Annotated in this window: 14 protein-coding genes; 7 read left to right on the forward strand and 7 right to left on the reverse strand. The window is 66.0% G+C overall.

Annotated elements, in window-relative coordinates:
* Positions 1-140: 140 nt before the first annotated feature.
* Positions 141-1,673, reverse strand: a complete 1,533-nt coding sequence (locus tag DFO45_RS12650; protein ID WP_012170303.1) for an acyl-CoA carboxylase subunit beta — start codon at positions 1,671-1,673, stop codon at positions 141-143.
* Between the two features lie 211 nt (positions 1,674-1,884).
* On the opposite strand from DFO45_RS12650, the gene DFO45_RS12655 reads away from it, so the two are divergent.
* Positions 1,885-3,306, forward strand: coding sequence for a short-chain fatty acyl-CoA regulator family protein (locus DFO45_RS12655; RefSeq protein WP_133865130.1), 1,422 nt, complete (start codon positions 1,885-1,887; stop codon positions 3,304-3,306).
* Here the strand turns inward: DFO45_RS12655 and DFO45_RS12660 are convergent.
* The gene (locus DFO45_RS12660) at positions 3,284-4,516 is read right to left on the reverse strand and encodes a glycosyltransferase (RefSeq protein ID WP_166657118.1); all 1,233 of its coding nucleotides are present in this window, start codon (positions 4,514-4,516) and stop codon (positions 3,284-3,286) included. The two genes, DFO45_RS12655 and DFO45_RS12660, sit on opposite strands and share 23 nt — an antisense overlap.
* Positions 4,517-5,132: 616 nt before the next feature.
* Between DFO45_RS12660 and DFO45_RS12665 the strand changes: the two genes are divergently transcribed.
* Both DFO45_RS12665 and DFO45_RS12670 read left to right on the forward strand, forming a co-directional pair.
* Entirely contained in the window at positions 5,133-5,906 is a 774-nt protein-coding gene (locus tag DFO45_RS12665) for an SH3 domain-containing protein (RefSeq protein ID WP_166657119.1), read from the forward strand.
* 122 nt (positions 5,907-6,028) lie between these two features.
* Positions 6,029-7,384 carry a glutamate--tRNA ligase gene (locus DFO45_RS12670; RefSeq protein ID WP_133865133.1) on the forward strand — a complete coding sequence of 452 codons (1,356 nt, stop codon included), beginning with the start codon at positions 6,029-6,031 and terminating at the stop codon, positions 7,382-7,384.
* Between the two features lie 67 nt (positions 7,385-7,451).
* Here the strand turns inward: DFO45_RS12670 and DFO45_RS12675 are convergent, their stop codons facing one another.
* Together DFO45_RS12675 and DFO45_RS12680 are read right to left on the reverse strand one after the other, a co-directional pair.
* On the reverse strand, positions 7,452-8,627 hold the full coding sequence (locus DFO45_RS12675) for a DUF2865 domain-containing protein (protein ID WP_133865134.1): 1,176 nt from the start codon (positions 8,625-8,627) through the stop codon (positions 7,452-7,454).
* Between the two features lie 187 nt (positions 8,628-8,814).
* Positions 8,815-9,912 (reverse strand): TRAP transporter substrate-binding protein, encoded by a 1,098-nt coding sequence (locus tag DFO45_RS12680; protein WP_043879127.1) that lies wholly within the window; start codon positions 9,910-9,912, stop codon positions 8,815-8,817.
* Between the two features lie 165 nt (positions 9,913-10,077).
* Between DFO45_RS12680 and DFO45_RS12685 the strand changes: the two genes are divergently transcribed.
* On the forward strand, positions 10,078-10,617 hold the full coding sequence (locus DFO45_RS12685) for a CreA family protein (RefSeq protein WP_133865135.1): 540 nt from the start codon (positions 10,078-10,080) through the stop codon (positions 10,615-10,617).
* A 69-nt stretch (positions 10,618-10,686) separates the two neighbouring features.
* On the opposite strand, the gene DFO45_RS12690 is transcribed toward DFO45_RS12685, so the two are convergent.
* Positions 10,687-11,022, reverse strand: a complete 336-nt coding sequence (locus tag DFO45_RS12690; RefSeq protein ID WP_133865136.1) for a hypothetical protein — start codon at positions 11,020-11,022, stop codon at positions 10,687-10,689.
* Between the two features lie 478 nt (positions 11,023-11,500).
* Between DFO45_RS12690 and cysS the strand changes: the two genes are divergently transcribed.
* From cysS to cimA, 3 genes are read left to right on the forward strand one after another with little or no spacing between them, the layout of a single operon-like run.
* A complete protein-coding gene (gene cysS / locus DFO45_RS12695; RefSeq protein WP_208299789.1) occupies positions 11,501-12,889 on the forward strand; it encodes a cysteine--tRNA ligase in 1,389 nt (462 codons plus the stop codon).
* A complete protein-coding gene (locus DFO45_RS12700) occupies positions 12,886-13,377 on the forward strand; it encodes a GNAT family N-acetyltransferase (RefSeq protein ID WP_012170313.1) in 492 nt (163 codons plus the stop codon). Before cysS ends, DFO45_RS12700 begins: the two co-directional genes overlap by 4 nt.
* Complete coding sequence (gene cimA / locus DFO45_RS12705; protein WP_133865138.1) at positions 13,374-14,987, forward strand: citramalate synthase; 1,614 nt, start codon at positions 13,374-13,376, stop codon at positions 14,985-14,987. The genes DFO45_RS12700 and cimA overlap by 4 nt, the downstream gene beginning before the upstream one ends.
* A gap of 14 nt (positions 14,988-15,001) precedes the next feature.
* On the opposite strand, the gene DFO45_RS12710 is transcribed toward cimA, so the two are convergent.
* Both DFO45_RS12710 and DFO45_RS12715 read right to left on the reverse strand, forming a co-directional pair.
* Positions 15,002-15,667: a hypothetical protein gene (locus tag DFO45_RS12710; RefSeq protein ID WP_133865139.1), complete on the reverse strand. Its 666-nt coding sequence runs from the start codon at positions 15,665-15,667 to the stop codon at positions 15,002-15,004.
* A complete protein-coding gene (locus DFO45_RS12715; protein WP_133865140.1) occupies positions 15,664-16,746 on the reverse strand; it encodes a hypothetical protein in 1,083 nt (360 codons plus the stop codon). Before DFO45_RS12715 ends, DFO45_RS12710 begins: the two co-directional genes overlap by 4 nt.
* Positions 16,747-16,841: the final 95 nt, after the last annotated feature.

Consider the following 16,841-nt stretch of genomic DNA (forward strand, 5'->3'; position numbering starts at 1 on the left):
TCGGTCCCTCGGCGCTTGGCGCGCTTGATGTCTTGCGCCGTCATGGCCGGGCTTGTCCCGGCCATCCACGGCCATCCCTGAAGCGTCGCCCTTGCGGCGCCGCGTGGATTCCCGGGACACGCCCGGGCATGACGACCCTGCTACAGGGGGAGGTTGTCGTGCTTCTTCAGCGGCTGCTCCACTTTCTTGGAGCGCAGCATGGCGAGCGCGCGGGCGATGCGCCGGCGCGTGGAATGGGGCTTGATGACCTCGTCGATATAGCCGCGCTCCGCCGCTACGAAGGGCGAGAGGAAGCGCTGCTCATATTTGCGGGTCTGCTCGGCGATCTTCTCCGGATCGTCCATGTCGGACCGGAAGATGATCTCTACAGCGCCCTTGGCGCCCATCACTGCGATCTGGGCGGTGGGCCAAGCATAGTTCACGTCGCCGCCCACGTGCTTTGAGGCCATGACGTCATAGGCGCCGCCGAAGGCCTTGCGGGTGATAATGGTGACGAGCGGAACGGTCGCCTGCGAATAGGCGAACAGCAGCTTGGCGCCGTGCTTGATGAGGCCGCCATATTCCTGCGCCGTGCCGGGCAGGAAGCCGGGCACGTCCACGAAAGTGACGATCGGGATCTCGAAGGCGTCGCAGAAGCGCACAAAGCGCGCGGCTTTTCGCGACGCATCCGCGTCGAGCACGCCGGCGAGCACCATGGGCTGGTTGGCGACGAAGCCCACCGTGCGGCCCTCGATGCGGCCGAAGCCGGTGACGATGTTCTTGGCGTAGGCGGCCTGGATCTCGAAGAAATCCGCCTCGTCCGCCACCTTCAGGATCAGCTCCTTGATGTCGTAGGGCTTGTTCGGATTGTCCGGGATCAGGGTGTCGAGGCTCTCCTCGACGCGGTCGGGGGCGTCGAAGGACGGCCATTCGGGCACGCCCACCTGATTGTTCAGCGGCAGGAAATCGATGAGACGACGGGTCTGGAGCAGCATCTCCACGTCGTTCTCATAGGCGCCGTCCGCCACCGAGGACTTGGTGGTGTGCACCTTGGCGCCGCCCAGCTCCTCCGAGGTGACGGTCTCGTTCGTCACCGTCTTCACCACGTCCGGGCCGGTGACGAACATGTAGCTCGTGTCGCGGACCATGAAGATGAAGTCGGTCATGGCCGGCGAATAGACGTCGCCGCCCGCGCACGGACCCATGATGAGGGAGATCTGGGGGATGACGCCCGAGGCGGTCACATTGCGCTTGAACACCTCGCCATAGCCGCCGAGTGCCGCCACGCCTTCCTGGATGCGGGCGCCGCCGGCATCGAACAGGCCGATGATGGGGGCGCGGGTCTTCAGCGCCAGATCCTGGATCTTGGTGATCTTCTGCGCATGGGCCTCGGAGAGGGAGCCACCGAAGACTGTGAAGTCCTTGGCGAAGACGAAGACCTGCCGGCCGTTGACCGTACCCCAGCCGGTGACGACGCCGTCGCCGGGGATCTTCTGGTTCTCCATGCCGAAATCGCCGCAGCGATGCTGCACGAAGGTGTCGAACTCCTCGAAGGAGCCATGGTCCAGCAGGAGCTCGATGCGCTCGCGCGCGGTGAGCTTGCCGCGCCCGTGCTGCGCCTGGATGCGCTTCTCGCCGCCTCCCAGCCGGGCGACGACCCGGCGGTTCTCGAGCTCTTCCAGGATTTCCTTCATCTGATACCCCCGCCGGTTTCCCTGCGGTCCTCACTCTAGCGATGGGGAACCCGAGAGGGAAAGACCACTCAGGGTTTCAGGCGCAAAGAATACTCCACTGCGGAGCGGACTCGTTGCGCCATCTCAACGGGGTAGCAGGTGCAAAGCGAATGCCGAAGATGTAAAAGAACCATTCTGCGAATTGTAAAAAATTCGCAATTGAGGAGGGGCCATGCGCCAGAAGGTCTTCGCCGGCCACGCGGTCCGCCGCCTGCGCGAAAAATTCAACCTGAAGCAGACGGAGCTCGCGGCCCGCCTTCAGGTCTCGCCCTCCTACATCAACCAGATCGAGAGCAACCAGCGCCCGCTCACCGCGCCGGTTCTCATCGCCATCAGCCGGGCCTTCGGCGTCGACATCACCACCTTCGGGGCGGAAGACCTCGACCGCATCGTGGCCGACCTGCGCGAGAGCGCGGCAGATCCCATGTTCCGCGATCTCGATCTCGGCCTTCAGGACATGAAGGCGGTGGCCAATCTCTCGCCCGCCTTCGCCCATGCTTTCCTCCGGATGCATGTGGCTCTGCGCCGCACCGCCGAATGGCGGGCCTCCCTCGACGACATGCTCACCGCCGGCGGGGACGGGGCGGACGAGGCCAAGCTCATCCCCTATGAGGAGGTGCGCGACTATTTCCACTACATCGACAATTACGTGGATGATCTCGACCGGGCGGCGGAGGCGCTGGCCGAGCGGCTGGGCGTGCTCGCCGGCAGCGATCCGGCCGGCGTCTTTGCCGAGCATCTGTCGCGCGTTCGCGGCGTGCGGGTGGACGTGGGGGCGGCCGACCCCGGCGCGCCGCTCTCCGCCCTCGACGCGCGGACCAAGCGTCTGGTCCTGTCCGGCGCCCTGTCCCCGCAGGCGCGGGCCTTCCGCCTCGCCGCCACCATCGCGCAATTGGAGCAGGCGGATCTCGTGGAGGGGCAACTCGCCCGTGCCGCCTTCCGCAGCCCCACCGCCCGCGAGATCGCCCGTCTTGCGCTGTTCAATTACGTGGCTGGGGCGCTGATCCTGCCCTACAGCCGCTTCCGGGCGCTGGCGCGCGAGCGGCGGCATGATCTCGATCGGCTGGTGCTGGAGACGGGGGCGAGCCTCGAACAGGTGTGCCACCGGCTGTCGACCCTCCAGCGGCCCGGTGCGCGCGGCGTGCCCTTCTATTTTGCCAAGGTGGACCGGGCGGGAAACATCACCAAGCGCCACAGCGCCACGCGCTTCCAGTTTGCCCGCCACGGCGGGGCTTGCCCGGTCTGGAACGTGCATCAGGCGTTCGAGGCGGGCGGGCAGACGCTGGTGCAGATCGGCGAGATGCCAGACGGCGTGCGTTATCTCTGTCTCGCGCGCGCCATCACCGTGCCGACGCTGCGCTACGGGCAGGCGCCCCGCGCTTATGCGCTGGGGCTCGGCTGCGAGGTCTCGTTTGCCGACGACATGATCTATGCGGACGGGCTCGACCTGAAGGCCGCACCCGCGGCGCGGCTCGGCGTCTCCTGCCGCATCTGTCCGCGACGGGATTGCGACCTGCGCGCCTTCCCGCCGCTGGACCGCGATATCCGCACCGACCCTGCGGTGCGGGGCGTCATCCCCTTCGAGATTCTTTGAGGGCGCGCCGCTCCGCCCGCAGTGTCTCGATGCGTGCGGCGATCGCCGCGCCCACCGCGTCCACGCCGTATGTGCTGCGGATCAGGGCTGCGCCGGCGGCGGCGCGGGCATCTGCGGCCGGGCCGTCGAAATAGGCGGCACGCAGCGCGGCCACCGCCGAATCGTGGCGGGGCTCGGCCCAGACCTGCCCCTCGGACCAGGAGTAGTCGCCCGGCGCCACCGGAACGAGGTCGTACTCGACGGGATAGCCGGTCTCTTCCGTCAGGAAGTCGGTGTTGCCGGAGAAGTTGGTGCCCACCACCCGTCGCCCGAAGAGCAGGGCTTCCGCCATGCCGGAGCCGAAGCCTTCCGACCGATGAAGCGAGACGTAGCAGTCGCAGGCGCGGATCAGGCTCACCATCTGCCGGCGCGGGATGTCCTGATGGATGATATGAATCCGCGGGTCGGCCTCAGCCGCCTGCTGCAGGGCGTCGTGCGTTGCCTGATGCAGCGTGTGATCGCCAATGGTCTTGATGATCAGTCGGACATCGCGGCTCGTCTGCGGGAAGGCCTCCGTGAAGGCGCGCACCACGGCCAAGGGATTCTTGCGTGCCGTGGATGAGTGATAATCGAACGAGAACAGGACGTAGAAGGCCTCCGGGGACAGGCCAAGGTCGGCGCGCTCCAGGAAGGGACCGTCCGTAACGTCTACGCAGGGCGGAACCACATGGATGGTGCCCCCGAAAATGGGCCGGAAGGCATCGCCCACGAAGCTGTTCGGCACCCAGATCTCGTCGATCGGCTCCAGCAGCGGGGCCCAGGCTTGGGGCGCGGCCGGCAGCTCCCAGAAGGTGCGCAGGACGACGTAGCTGTCCTTCAGGAGCATCTGGCTGATGTGCCCATAGAGATGGGGCAACTGGTCCGTCGCCAGATCCAGCACCGTGACCTCATAGCGGCGGAACAGATCGTAATGCTCGGGCAGGTAGGGCCCGATCATCCGCCTCTCTATGCCGAGCCGGAACGGATAGATGGAGAAGCGCCGGCTGTACTGGGCATAGGCCCGGATCTGCGTGCGCAGGGTGTGCCCGAGGCCGAGGCTTCCTTCCACATAGCCGAGGAAGCGCACGCCGCGTCTGGGCGGCAGGGGCAGGTGGGTGCTCAGCCAGGTCCGGGCCAGAATGTAGCGGGCGCTCCAGCGGGCGCGGCGGCGCGCCCATCGGGCGCCCGTCATGCTCTGCCCCAGCCGTTCAACGCCGCGCTTCAGCGCGCGCACCCACGCGCTCGCGCCCCGTGCTGCGCGGTCGCCGGGCTGTTCGTGGAAGATGCGAACCGGACGCCGGGCTGCAGGCGCCTCATCCTCGCGGCCCAACGCAATACGCCCGCCATCGAGGATGGCTGGGATTGCAGAGGAATACCGTTCAAAGTTGTTTGCCATTCGCCAACCTTGCGGGGCGCTCCCGCATCAGCGCCACGTCAAACTGGAGGTAAGAGCCCCATCTCCGTGCACCCACCCACGTTCCTCTCCGTTTGACCGCAAGGAGAGGAGGACGCAAGTCACAAATCTGTTCATGCCTCCACCAAGCTGCAGAATATAAAAGATAAAAAGTAAACGAAGAGATGTTGCTGAATGAAAGCGAATGTGGCCGAGAACCTTCCCGTGCGTCCGTCAAACCCATGCGTGCGGCCCTGAACCGCGGCCTCACGGATTCCTCTCCGGCATGCCCGAATGCGGCCATGCTCTCGGATGACAAAGGATATTCAATAAGGTGCAGGCCGAAGAGCGGGGCAAGCGGACGATGGGTTGGTGGCGTAAGGCCGGGGCGGCCGTTTGTTTCTGGATCTGCGGTGTGGGAGCGGCGCTGGCCGCACCCGGCTTCACCACCGGCAATGTGAACATGCGCGCCGGGCCGGACACCGCCTATCCGCGCGTGACGGTGATTCCCCCCGGCCAGCCCGTCGAGATTGTCGGCTGCCTCTATAATCAGTCCTGGTGCGACGTGATCTGGGGTCGGGCCCGCGGCTGGGTCTATGGCGAATATCTGGGCTTTGCCTATCAGGGCCGCACCGTGCTCGTGCCGGAATATGCGCCGGTGATCGGCATTCCGGTGGTGGGCTTCAACTTCAATAATTACTGGGGGACCTATTACCGGGGCTCGCCCTGGTGGGGCCAGTATGGCCGGTGGCAATATTACCAGCCGCGCCCGCGTCCCGGCTGGGGCCCGCCGCCTCCGGGGCCGGGGCCGCGTCCGCCGGGCTGGTGGCATGGCGGTCCGGGACCGCAGCCCTATTATCGCGGCCAGCCGGGCTGGAACGGTGGCTACGGCCGCCCGCCAGGACCGCCTCCGGGTCCTCCGCCCGGCCAGTACCCTCCGGGCCAGTACCCTCCGGGCCAATACGCTCCGGGGCACTATCCGCAGGGCCAGTATCCGCTGGCGCCCAATGCGCCGCGCCCCAACCAGTATCAGGTGGCGCCGCCCCCGCAGCGCCCGCCGCCGCAGCAGTATCAGACGGCGCCCAACCCGCCGCGTCCGCAGCCGCAACTGGTGAACCCGCAGGGGCAGTATCCCCGCGCGCCCAATGCTCCGCCGTGCCCGCCGCAAGGCTGCCCGCCGGGGCAGTGAGGGCGAAGGTCCCGCCGGGGAACCGACCGTTCCCCGTGCTTGCGGCTTGAGACGTTTTTGCCGGACGGTGCCCCGACCGAGGCGGTGGCCTTCCGGCGGCCGCCGCTCTATAGCGTCGGCCCATGCCCTACACGCCGCCCCCCGTCTTCCGTTTCGCTCCGTCGCCCACCGGCCTCATCCATGTGGGCAATGCGCGCACCGCCTTGCTGAACGCGCTGCTGGCCCGGCGGGCCGGCGGCACTTTCGTGCTGCGCTTCGACGACACCGATGCGCTTCGGTCCCGCGCCGAATTCGCGGAGGCTATCGCTCAGGATCTCGTGTGGCTGGGCATTCCGCCGGACCACACGGTCCGGCAGTCCGACCGGCTGCCTCTCTACGAGGCGGCGGTCGAGCGGCTGAAGGGCATGGGGCGGCTTTATCCCGCGTACGAGACAGAGGAAGAGCTCGACCTCAAGCGCGGCCTGCAGCGGGCCCGTGGCCTTCCGCCGGTCTATGACCGGGCGGCGCTGGCGCTCAGCGCGGCCGACCGGGCGCGGCTGGAGGCGGAAGGACGCCGTCCCCACTGGCGCTTCCGGCTGGACCAGCGGGTGGTGAGCTGGATCGATGGCGTGCGCGGCCCGCAGCAGGTGGACACGGCGAGTCTCTCCGATCCGGTTCTTGTGCGTGCCGACGGCAGCTTCCTCTACACGCTCCCCTCCGTGGTGGACGATCTCGACATGGGCGTCACCGATGTGGTTCGCGGCGAGGATCATGTCACCAACACCGCCGTCCAGATCGAGCTGTTCGAGGCGCTGGGCGGCACGGCCCCGCGCTTTGCCCACCACAATCTCCTGACGCTGCCGAATGGCGAGGGCCTGTCCAAGCGCCTCGGGCATCTGTCCCTGAAGGCGCTGCGGGAGGCGGGCGAGGAGCCGCTCGCGGTGGCGGCGCTGGCGGTGCTCGTGGGCACGTCTGAAGCGGTCGCGCCGGTGGAAAGCCTTGATGCGCTCACCGCCAAGGTGGATCTCGCCCGCATCTCCCGCGCACCGGCGCGGTTCGATCCGGCCGATCTGCCGGGCCTCACCGCGCGCACGCTCCATCTCCTGCCGTTCGCGGCGGTCAAGGCGCGTCTGGCGGAACTGGGTCTTGCCCCCGACGAAGCCTTCTGGCTGGCGGTGCGCGGCAATCTTGAACGCCTCGCCGACGCACGGGGCTGGTGGGACGTCTGCCGGTCCGACATGGCGCCGGCCATCGCCGACGACGACCGGGCCTTCCTCGCCGTGGCCGCAGACGTGCTGCCACCGGAGCCATGGGACGGAACGACCTACAAGGGCTGGATCGCGGCGGCCAAGGCAGCCGGCGGGCGCAGCGGCAGGGCGCTGTTCCATCCTCTGCGGCTGGCGCTGACGGGGCGCGAGACGGGGCCGGAGCTAGCGGCCTTGCTGCCGCTGATGGGCCGGGCGCGCGTCGAGGGCCGGCTGCGCGGGCGCACCGCCTGAGACCCTCCGGGCGCGGCGCAAACAAAAAGGGCGGGGAAGCCCCGCCCTTGGTCATGCCGCTGGCAGATCAGTAATTGCCGGTGCCGCCGGTGGAAGGCACCACGCGCACCGGTCGCTGCCCGGGCTGCTCGGAGGCGGGGGCCAGCGGGGCCGCATTGGTGGCCGAGGTGGCGTCCAGCTGGTTGCCGCCGCTGCTGCGCGGGGAGGCATTGCGGTTGCTGCGGCTCGACGCGGCGTTCTGGTCGCCCATCGGGCGCGGCTGGGACATGGCCTTCGCCTGTTCCTCGGTGACGAGGATGTCGCCCTTTTCCAGAGTGGACTGGTCGTCGAGGCCGGCAAGCGCCTGCGCCCAGGACTGGCCGGGGGCGCGGCAGGAGCAGCCCGAGACCATCTGCTTGCGATAGAGCAGGGCCGTCGGCAGCGACATGTAGGGCTTGCCGGTGACCGAGGTCGCCTGCTGGATGTCCTCACCGGGATTGCGATAGGTGTAGAGCTGGGCTTCCGCCGCCGGGCAGAGGCGGTGGCAGAGCGCGTCATCGCTGGCGAACTTGGCCGGGATGGTGGCGTAGGAAATCGGGAAGAAGAAGCCGTCGCAGGTGCGCACGCACACGGTGCGATAGGTTGAGGACTTCGGCAGGTCCATCGGCTGGACGTCGACGCCGGGCGCTTCCTCCGGCTCGCTGTTCACCGGACCGCCGAACAGGGTCTCGAAGAAGCCGCGAGGACGGGCCGCCTGGCGCTGCTGTTGCGGCTGCGGCGCAACGATGTTCTGGGCGGCGGCGCGGTACTGCGGCCCGCAATTGTTCTGGGCGAGGGCCACGATGAGCTGGCGGCGCTGGCCGTCCTTGTCGCCGTTGGCCCGATCAAGGCTGGCGATGGAAGCACGCAGACGCGAGATCTGGTCGTCCACCTGATCGCACTGGGCGGGGCGGGGCGGGCCCTGGAAGATGAAGAAGCCGCGCGGGGCATCGCAATTCATGCCCTTGGCCTGCGAGACCAGCTGGTCCAGCTGGAGGCGCATCTGCTGGGCCTGCTGGGCGCGCTGCTGGGCGGCCGGGTCGCCGCCGCGATCGATCTGGGCGAGCGCCCCTTCGAGCTGCATGCAGGAGGGGCCCGGACCCTGGGCCTGGGTCTGAACGGGCTGTCCCTGCGCCTGGGCCGGCATCACCGCCTGGGCCCCGGCCGCCACCGGCGCGAAGGCGAGCGCCGCCACCGCAAGGCTAATCCACCGCACTGCTGTCATTCTCATTCCCGCGCGCGGAGGTCTTGCGCCCGATCCCGTCGGGCCTGCATGCCTCCACGCCATGTCACGTGTCGCGCTTATAGCGCCCATGGGGCACGTGAACGATGTCCAAAGTTAGGACCCCAACAAAATCTGCGTGAGCAGAAATGCGATGGCCGGGGAGTGAGGCTCCCCGGCCACGGCACCATCAGTTCCGGCCGCGCATGCGGATGGAGAAGCTGTCGTAGGAGTATTCGGCGATCTGCCACCACACGAGCTGCTCGTTGCGCATCGCCAGCATGCTGTCGAGCGCCTTCTTGAAGCTGGGGTTCTGGGCCGCCAGCTCGTGATAGAGCTCGAAGGAGGCCTTGTAGCCCGCCTCCATGATCGGCTGCGGGAAGGCCCGCAGCTCCGCGCCCTGCTGCACCAGACGGCGCAGGGCGGGCGGGTTCACCGCGTCATACTTCGCCAGCATCCAGTTGTTGGCCGCCTCGCAGGCGTTGCGCAGAATGGCCTGATAGTGCTTGGGCAGCTTGTCCCACTGCTCCTGGTTGATAATGAGGTGCAGCATGGCGCCGCCCTCCCACCAGCCGGGATAATAATAATACTTGGCCACTTTCACGAGGCCGAGCTTCTCGTCGTCATAGGGGCCGACGAATTCGGCCGCATCGAGCGTGCCGCGCTCCAGCGCCGGATAGACGTCGCCGGGGGCGAGTTGCTGCGGCACGACGCCGAGCTTGGCAAGAACCTGACCGCCGATGCCGCCGATGCGGAACTTCAGGCCCTTGAGGTCGTCCAGCGTATTCAGCTCCTTGCGGAAGAAGCCGCCCATCTGGCAACCGGAGTTGCCGGCCGGAATGCCGAGGACGTTGTAGTTCTTCAGCACGCTGTTGATGATTTCATCGCCGCCGCCGAAGAACCACCAGGAGTGCTGCTGGCGCGAATTGAAGCCGAAGGGCACGCCGGTGCCGAAGGCCAGCGTCGGATCCTTGCCGATGTAGAAATAGGTGCCGGTGTGGGCGCATTCCACCGAGCCGTTGGACACGGCATCGAGCGCCTGCAGGCCTCCGACGATCTCTCCCGCCGGGAAGGTCTGGATCTGGAACTTGCCATCCGTGGCGTCGGAAACCATCTTGGCCAGCGTCTGGGCGGTGCCGTAGATGGTGTCCAGCGAGCGCGGGAAGGATGACGTCAGGCGCCACTTCACCTCGGGGCTCGTCTGGGCGATGGCCGGCATGGCGACCGTCGTCGAGGCAAGGGCGGCCGTGGCAGAGGCGCCGAGGAACCGGCGGCGTTGGCGATCCATGGGAACTCCTGGGGCTTCCTTGGTCTTGTTGGCGGGCTTGGTGTCATGCCGCGCGCGCGCCGTCAACGCTTCGTCACCTGAATGCGCGATCGCCGTCGCCGCAGCCCTTATCCCGTCGCATCCGCCGGCTTATATGACGTGCGCATCTGGAGGCGTGCCTTGCCCATGACCCCGTCCGTTTTCCGTTCCCTTCGCGGCGCCGCTCTCTTCGCCGGCGCCCTCCTGCTGGGCCTGTCCGCCATCAGTGCGGAAGCCGCCTCCCAGGAGCCGGATCCCATCTTCAAGAAGTCCACCGTTTGGAAGTTCATGACGCCGGACGACAAGCTCGCCGTCTATGGCATCGACGACCCGGTGGTGAACGGGGTGGCCTGCCATTTCACGACGCCTGAGAAGGGGGGCGTGAAGGGCATGATCGGCATTGCCGAGGAGGTGTCGGATATCTCGCTCGCCTGCCGGCAGATCGGACCCATCACCATCAAGGAGAAGTTCGAGCAGGGGGACGTGGTCTTCCGCCAGTCGCGATCGCTCTTCTTCAAGAAGATGCAGATCGTGCGCGGCTGCGACACCAAGCGCAACGTGCTCGTCTATCTGGTCTATTCGGACAAGCTGATCGAAGGCAGCCCGAAGAATTCCACCTCGACCGTGCCCATCATGCCCTGGGGCACATCGGGCGACGTTCCGCGCTGCGCGGATTACGTGAAGTAGACGTCTGGCGCAAAAGGCCGCCCGCGCCCTGTGTCGGGCGGCGGCGCACTCGGAAACGGGGCAGGTGCTTCAGCGGGTGCAGGCGATGGCGACCACGGGCTTGCAGGCCGGGCCGGTGCAGGCCTGCTCGGCCTCGGAAGAGGGCTTGCTGGCGCTGCCGGTCGAGCCGGTCACCGCGATGCGGCCGAAATCCAGAGCCCGGCCGTAATCATGGGTGCGGCACCAGGCGTTGGCGACTTCCGTGCCACAGGGCTCGCCATTGGCGAGGCAGGAATCCACGCCGTAGCCGTCCGAATTCTCGATCAGGAAGATGCGCGTGTCGGACGCCTTTGCGGGTTCCGCCGCCACGGCCGGGCCGGACGCGAGAAGGGCAAGGCCGCATGCGGCCGTCAGCAGGCGCGGCATTACGCGCGCGATCCGAGAATAAGGCTTCGTCATGAGGATGAAGGGCGACCTCTGATCGGAAGGGGGAGCCTTCTCGCGTGGATCGAACCGCCCGTTCTATCACCCGCGGCGAATCCGCCCGCGCATGTGTCCCGTGCAGTGCAGCACGGGCATAACCTCGGCGAGGTGTCACGGTCAATCCTGCCGATGGGGGAGAACGGAGGCGGGCGGGCGCAGCGAAAAGTCTTGACGGCGCCACGGCCGCCCACCATTGTCCGCGCCATGAACGGCCTTCAGATCATGTCCGGCATTTGCCTGCCGATTATTTGCGGTTAGCCCGAAAAGCTGGCCGCGGCCGTCCCTTGCTGCATCCCTGACGAGGAAGAATGGACGCTCCGGCCTGCGGGACGGGAGCGTGTGTTTTCATAATGCCGTGACAGCGGCACGTCTGCCCGCCGGCCCCGTGCGCCGGATGCGGCGCCAGAGGGAGAGCGGACCTATGGAGCTGCGGCTCTACAACACCCTGACGCGGTCGAAGGACGCCTTCCGCCCGCTCGATCCCAATCTCGTGCGCCTCTATGTGTGCGGCCCCACGGTCTATGACCATGCCCACATCGGCAACGCCCGTCCGGTCATCGTCTTCGACGTGCTGTTCCGCCTGCTGCGGCGGCTCTACGGCGCCGACCATGTGCGCTATGTGCGCAACATCACGGACGTGGACGACAAGATCAACGCCCGCGCGGCCGAGCGCAGCATCTCCATCCGCGAACTGACGGAGGAGACCTATGCCTGGTTCCGGGACGATACGGCGGCGCTCGGCTGCCTGCGGCCGGACGTGGAGCCCCGCGCCACCGAGCACATCCTTGAGATGCAGGCGCTGATCGAGCGGCTGGTGGCGAGCGGCCATGCCTATGTGGCCGAGGAGCACGTGCTCTTCCACGTGCCGTCCATGCCGGAATACGGCAAGCTCTCCCGCCGCCCGCTGGACGAGATGCTGAATGGGGCCCGCGTGGACGTCGCCCCCTTCAAGCGCGACCCCATGGATTTCGTGCTGTGGAAGCCGAGCACCGAAGGCCAGCCCGGCTGGCCCTCGCCCTGCGGCATCGCCACGCCCGGCCGTCCCGGCTGGCACATCGAATGCTCGGCCATGTCCTGGCGCCATCTGGGCGAGACCTTCGACATTCATGGCGGCGGCATCGACCTCGTGTTCCCGCACCATGAGAACGAGATTGCTCAGTCGCGCTGCGCCTTTGACAGCGGGTCCATGGCGCAGGTGTGGATGCACAACGGCTTCCTGCTGGTGGAAGGGGAGAAGATGTCGAAGTCGCTCGGCAACTTCGTCACCATCCGCGAGCTTCTGAACGACTGGCCGGGCGAGGTGCTGCGCCTCGCCATGCTCTCCACCCATTATCGCCAGCCCATCAACTGGACCCGGCAGGGCATCGGTTTCGCCGCCAAGACGCTCGACAAGTGGTACCGCGTCATCGGCGACGTGGAAGCGGAGACGGGGGAGGGCAATCCGTTCGAGAGCGAGATCGCCGACCGGCTGGGCGATGATCTCAACTCGCCCTCGGCCATCACCCACCTGCACCATCTGGCGGACGTTGCCGAGCATGAGGACGCCTCCTCGGCGCTGAAGCGGCGCTTCAAGGGCGCGGCCAATCTCATGGGCCTCCTGCACGAGACGGAGACCGAGTGGCGCGCCCGCCAGCGGGCCGCGGTCTCCGTGGACCCGGATGCCATCGCGGCACTGATCGCCGATCGCAACGCCGCCCGCAAGGCGCGCGACTTCGCCACCGCCGATCATATCCGCGAGCAGCTGGCCTCGCAGGGCATCGTGCTGATGGACAATAAGGACGGAACCACCTCCTGGGAGCTGACGCGATGAGCACCACGGCCCTGCGCCCCGCCTTGCCCGGCGACACCTCCATGCTCGCCTCCATCTTCCGCTCGTCCATCTTCGAGCTGACGGAGGAGGATTATGACGACGACCAGCAGGAAGCCTGGGCGGAGGCCGCCGATGACGAGGAGGCCTTCGGCACGCGTCTGGCTGACCAACTGACGCTGGTGGCGACCCGCGATGGCGAGCCCGTTGGCTTCGTCTCTGTGAAGGACAATGCCGTCATCGACCTGCTCTATGTCCGCCCGGACGTGGCAGGGGAGGGTGTCGGCACGCTTCTGTGCGATGCCGCCGAGAAGCTGGCCGAGGCCCGTGGCGCCAAGAGCCTGAAGGCGGATGCGAGCGACACGGCGCTCGGCTTCTTCCAGGCGCGTGGCTACGTGCCCCAGCGGCGCAACACCGTGCCGCTGGGCGAGGTGTGGCTCGCCAACACGACAGTCGAGAAGACCTTCGGCCCCGGGAGCGCCATGCAATGACCGCCGCCAGCCCCGCTGCGCGCGAACGGCTCTATCTGTTCGACACCACCCTGCGCGACGGGGCGCAGACGAATGGCGTGGATTTCACGCTGGCCGACAAGCTCAACGTCATCGGCCTCCTGAACCGGCTGGGCGTCGATTATGTGGAAGCCGGCTATCCCGGTGCCAATCCCACCGACACCCAGCTCTTTGGCCAGAAGCGACCCTCGGCCGCCAAGGTGACGGCCTTTGGCATGACCAAGAGGGCCGGCCGCTCGGTCTCGAATGATCCGGGTGTGGCCGCGCTGCTGGCGGCGGAGGCGGATGCCATCTGCTTTGTCGCCAAGGCTTCCGCCTTTCAGGTGCGGGTGGCGCTGGGGACCACGGAAGAGGAAAACCTCGCCTCCATCCGCGAGAGTGTCGCGGCGGCGGTCGCCGCCGGCCGCGAGGCGTTGGTGGATTGCGAGCATTTCTTCGACGGCTTCAAGGAAAATCCGGATTTCGCTCTCGCCTGCGCCGAGGCCGCCTATCAGGCCGGTGCCCGCTGGGTGGTGCTGTGCGACACCAATGGCGGCACGCTGCCCCATGAGGTGGAGGCGATCGTCGCCCGCGTGACGGCGCGCGTGCCGGGTAGCCACGTGGGCATCCACGCCCATAATGACACCGAGCAGGCGGTGGCCAACTCGCTCGCCGCCGTGCGGGCTGGCGCCCGGCAGATCCAGGGCACGCTGAACGGTCTGGGCGAGCGGTGCGGCAATGCCAATCTGTGTTCGCTGATCCCCACGCTGCTGCTGAAGGGCGACTATGCCGAGCACTTCGAGACCGGCGTGAGCCGGGAGGCGCTGGCGGAGATCGGTGTCGTGTCCCGCACGCTCGACGAGATGCTCAACCGCTCACCGGATCGCCACGCGCCTTATGTGGGCGAGAGCGCCTTTGCCACCAAGGCGGGGATCCATGCCTCTGCGATCCTGAAAGACCCGGCGACCTACGAGCATGTGCCGCCCGAGGCGGTGGGCAACCAGCGCCGCGTGCTGGTCTCCGATCAGGCCGGGCGCTCGAACGTGCTGGCGGAGCTGGAGCGCCTCGGGGTGCCGGTGGACCGGGCCGATCCGCGCCTCGCCCGCCTGCTGGACGAGGTGAAGAGCCGTGAGGCGCTCGGCTATGCCTATGAGGCGGCGGACGCCTCCTTCGCGCTACTGGCGCGGCGCATGCTGCATAGCGTGCCCGACTTCTTCACCGTGGAGCGCTTCAGCGTGAAAGTGGAGCGTCGCTACAATGCCAAGGGCGAGATGACGACGGTGGCGGAAGCCATCGTGAAGGTGCGGGTGGGGGACGAGGTCTTCATCTCCGCTGCCGAAGGCAACGGCCCCGTGAACGCCCTCGACGTGGCGCTGCGCAAGGATCTCGGCAAGTACCAGCCCTATATCGCGGGCCTTCGGCTGACGGACTATCGCGTCCGCATCCTCAATGGCGGCACCGAGGCCGTGACCCGCGTGCTCGTGGAGAGCACCGACGAGAGCGGGGCGCGCTGGACGACCGTGGGCGTCTCGCCCAACATCATCGACGCCTCATTCGAGGCATTGCTCGACTCCATCACCTGGCAGCTTCTGCGCAGCGGCGCGCCGGGCTGAGGTGTCCGTAGGCGTCAGGCGGTCTCCTCGATCGGGAAGGGCGTCGGCTGCCAGTATGGCGTCAGCTTACAGGCAGTGACCGTCTTCTGTTCCCAGTGATGGAGCACTCGAGCGACGGCGGGCCGGTCGTTCCTTATGAGCGCCGGCCATAGGTGTTCAAGAATGTCATTGAAGAGTGGGTACGGCTGGACCGCGGCCGTTGGGTTGGCCTCGCGCAGAACCTCCACCGATTTTTGAGCGTCTGATATTTTTCCAAGTGCCGCCTGTATAATAACCCGTGCCAGCGGAAGAGCGGTCCAGGAATAATTAATCTCCGAACATTCAGTGAAATTCAAAAAAGATTCGAAGCTATTCATTTCGCGGAGCCTTGGGAGGGCTTCTGATTCTGCTATTTCAATAAATGCGGATTGGTGATCTGGATGGTCGATTTCCCATATGCCTATAGGCCTGTATGGGAATTGTATGTTCCAATGAAAAGAGAGGGACGTTCGTTCGCGAAATAGGTAAGTTGCGCCCCAGCGGGGGTTAAATCCCGTCTTTCCGGCGCTGCTATCCATAATGATCCCGCGTGCAATATGAGTGACGGGCTTCAGGATTATCGTCCGGCCTATCCAGGCAAGATCGGGGTATTTTTGTAAAAGCGGCTCGGCAATTTTTTTCATTTGAGATGCGGTTGTCATCTGCTTCGGGGCCTCATTTCGGTTACTAATATGCGGCGTGTATTTGGCCTGAATTTCTGTGCGGCAAAGGCGATTTCGGTCATGCGTGCCTGGCTGAGGCCGCTCTTGCCGGTTTTTATGTCATAGACGCAAACTGTATTCTGAGGAGCGGCTTCTAAAACGTCGACCCTGATGCTCCCCTTTTCTCCGCGTCTTGCATCGTTTTCATCTTCGTTCTTGAGGTAAGATTTTTCCGAGGCCAGATCTGGATCATGCAGCGCTTTGATCCGTTTATCCAGTTCCACATGCACCGCAGTCCCGTAACTGGCTGCAGAATCGTAGTTTTCTCGCCTTAATTTGGAAGCGGATTCGTCAGTGTATTTTTGCACCTCGGCTAATCTTTTACATGCGCCAGAGAGCGTTTCTGTGTCCGGTTGGCCGATGTAGATGACCTGAAATGAGGCTGGATTTTCTTTGAAATACTCTCCTATCTTGTACGCAAGTAGAGGAGAGATGCCGTTCGTGGACATCCAAGTAAAAAGGGCGGATAAGAGCTGTTGCGTTTGCCTTGTAGGAAAATAAGCCGGTTGGACCTGATCTGCCGTCTCTGGGCCATGTTTGCCCCAGACACTCTGGCTGAGCAGGTCGCCTCGACCATCCCGGATGGTCTGGCTATTACCTGCGTTCTCGACAACCAACACGCTGCCGTCTATGTCCTCCACCGTGTGACGTGTGTCCCAGTCATCGGTGCCGTCGGGCGTATTATATTCTGAGAAAATGCGGCTGCCGTCGCGGTTCAGAACATGCTCGCTCGCAAGAGATCCGTCCGGGCGGTGGTGGGTACTGTGATATAGCCAACTCTCCTCGCCCGTTTCATCTTGCCGAACGCGGATGTGCTGCTGGTTGGGGCGAGATGGGGTGCCCGCGCTTTCACCATCGATCCATTGCCCCCCAGAGGGCGAGCCGGCAGGCGCCCGCGGCTGATCCACCCGATAGCGCTGCTCCAGACCGAAGCGCAGCAGCTTTAATTGGAGCGCCGCGTAGCTGATCTCGCTCCGCACCCGGTGAAGTTCGCGATCCTCAAACTGGCTCCAGGCCACGGCCGTCTCCAAATCAGATGTGATTGGAGACAGTATGTAGGAAATTATACCTAGGGGGATAACTTAGGTATCGGCGGGTCGGTTGCCCGGCGGCC

The organism is Azorhizobium sp. AG788, from assembly GCF_004364705.1.
GTDB lineage: Bacteria > Pseudomonadota > Alphaproteobacteria > Rhizobiales > Xanthobacteraceae > Azorhizobium > Azorhizobium caulinodans.

Excerpts from the sequence above, each read along its gene's own strand:
- DFO45_RS12660 (WP_166657118.1), bottom strand. The coding sequence starts at position 4,516 with ATGACGGGCGCCCGATGGGCGCGCCGCCGCGCCCGCTGGAGCGCCCGC.
- DFO45_RS12685 (WP_133865135.1), top strand. The coding sequence starts at position 10,078 with ATGACCCCGTCCGTTTTCCGTTCCCTTCGCGGCGCCGCTCTCTTCGCC.
- DFO45_RS12700 (WP_012170313.1), top strand. The coding sequence starts at position 12,886 with ATGAGCACCACGGCCCTGCGCCCCGCCTTGCCCGGCGACACCTCCATG.
- DFO45_RS12675 (WP_133865134.1), bottom strand. The coding sequence starts at position 8,627 with ATGACAGCAGTGCGGTGGATTAGCCTTGCGGTGGCGGCGCTCGCCTTC.
- cimA (WP_133865138.1), top strand. The coding sequence starts at position 13,374 with ATGACCGCCGCCAGCCCCGCTGCGCGCGAACGGCTCTATCTGTTCGAC.
- DFO45_RS12680 (WP_043879127.1), bottom strand. The coding sequence starts at position 9,912 with ATGGATCGCCAACGCCGCCGGTTCCTCGGCGCCTCTGCCACGGCCGCC.
- DFO45_RS12670 (WP_133865133.1), top strand. The coding sequence starts at position 6,029 with ATGCCCTACACGCCGCCCCCCGTCTTCCGTTTCGCTCCGTCGCCCACC.
- cysS (WP_208299789.1), top strand. The coding sequence starts at position 11,501 with ATGGAGCTGCGGCTCTACAACACCCTGACGCGGTCGAAGGACGCCTTC.
- DFO45_RS12710 (WP_133865139.1), bottom strand. The coding sequence starts at position 15,667 with ATGACAACCGCATCTCAAATGAAAAAAATTGCCGAGCCGCTTTTACAA.
- DFO45_RS12690 (WP_133865136.1), bottom strand. The coding sequence starts at position 11,022 with ATGCCGCGCCTGCTGACGGCCGCATGCGGCCTTGCCCTTCTCGCGTCC.
- DFO45_RS12655 (WP_133865130.1), top strand. The coding sequence starts at position 1,885 with ATGCGCCAGAAGGTCTTCGCCGGCCACGCGGTCCGCCGCCTGCGCGAA.
- DFO45_RS12650 (WP_012170303.1), bottom strand. The coding sequence starts at position 1,673 with ATGAAGGAAATCCTGGAAGAGCTCGAGAACCGCCGGGTCGTCGCCCGG.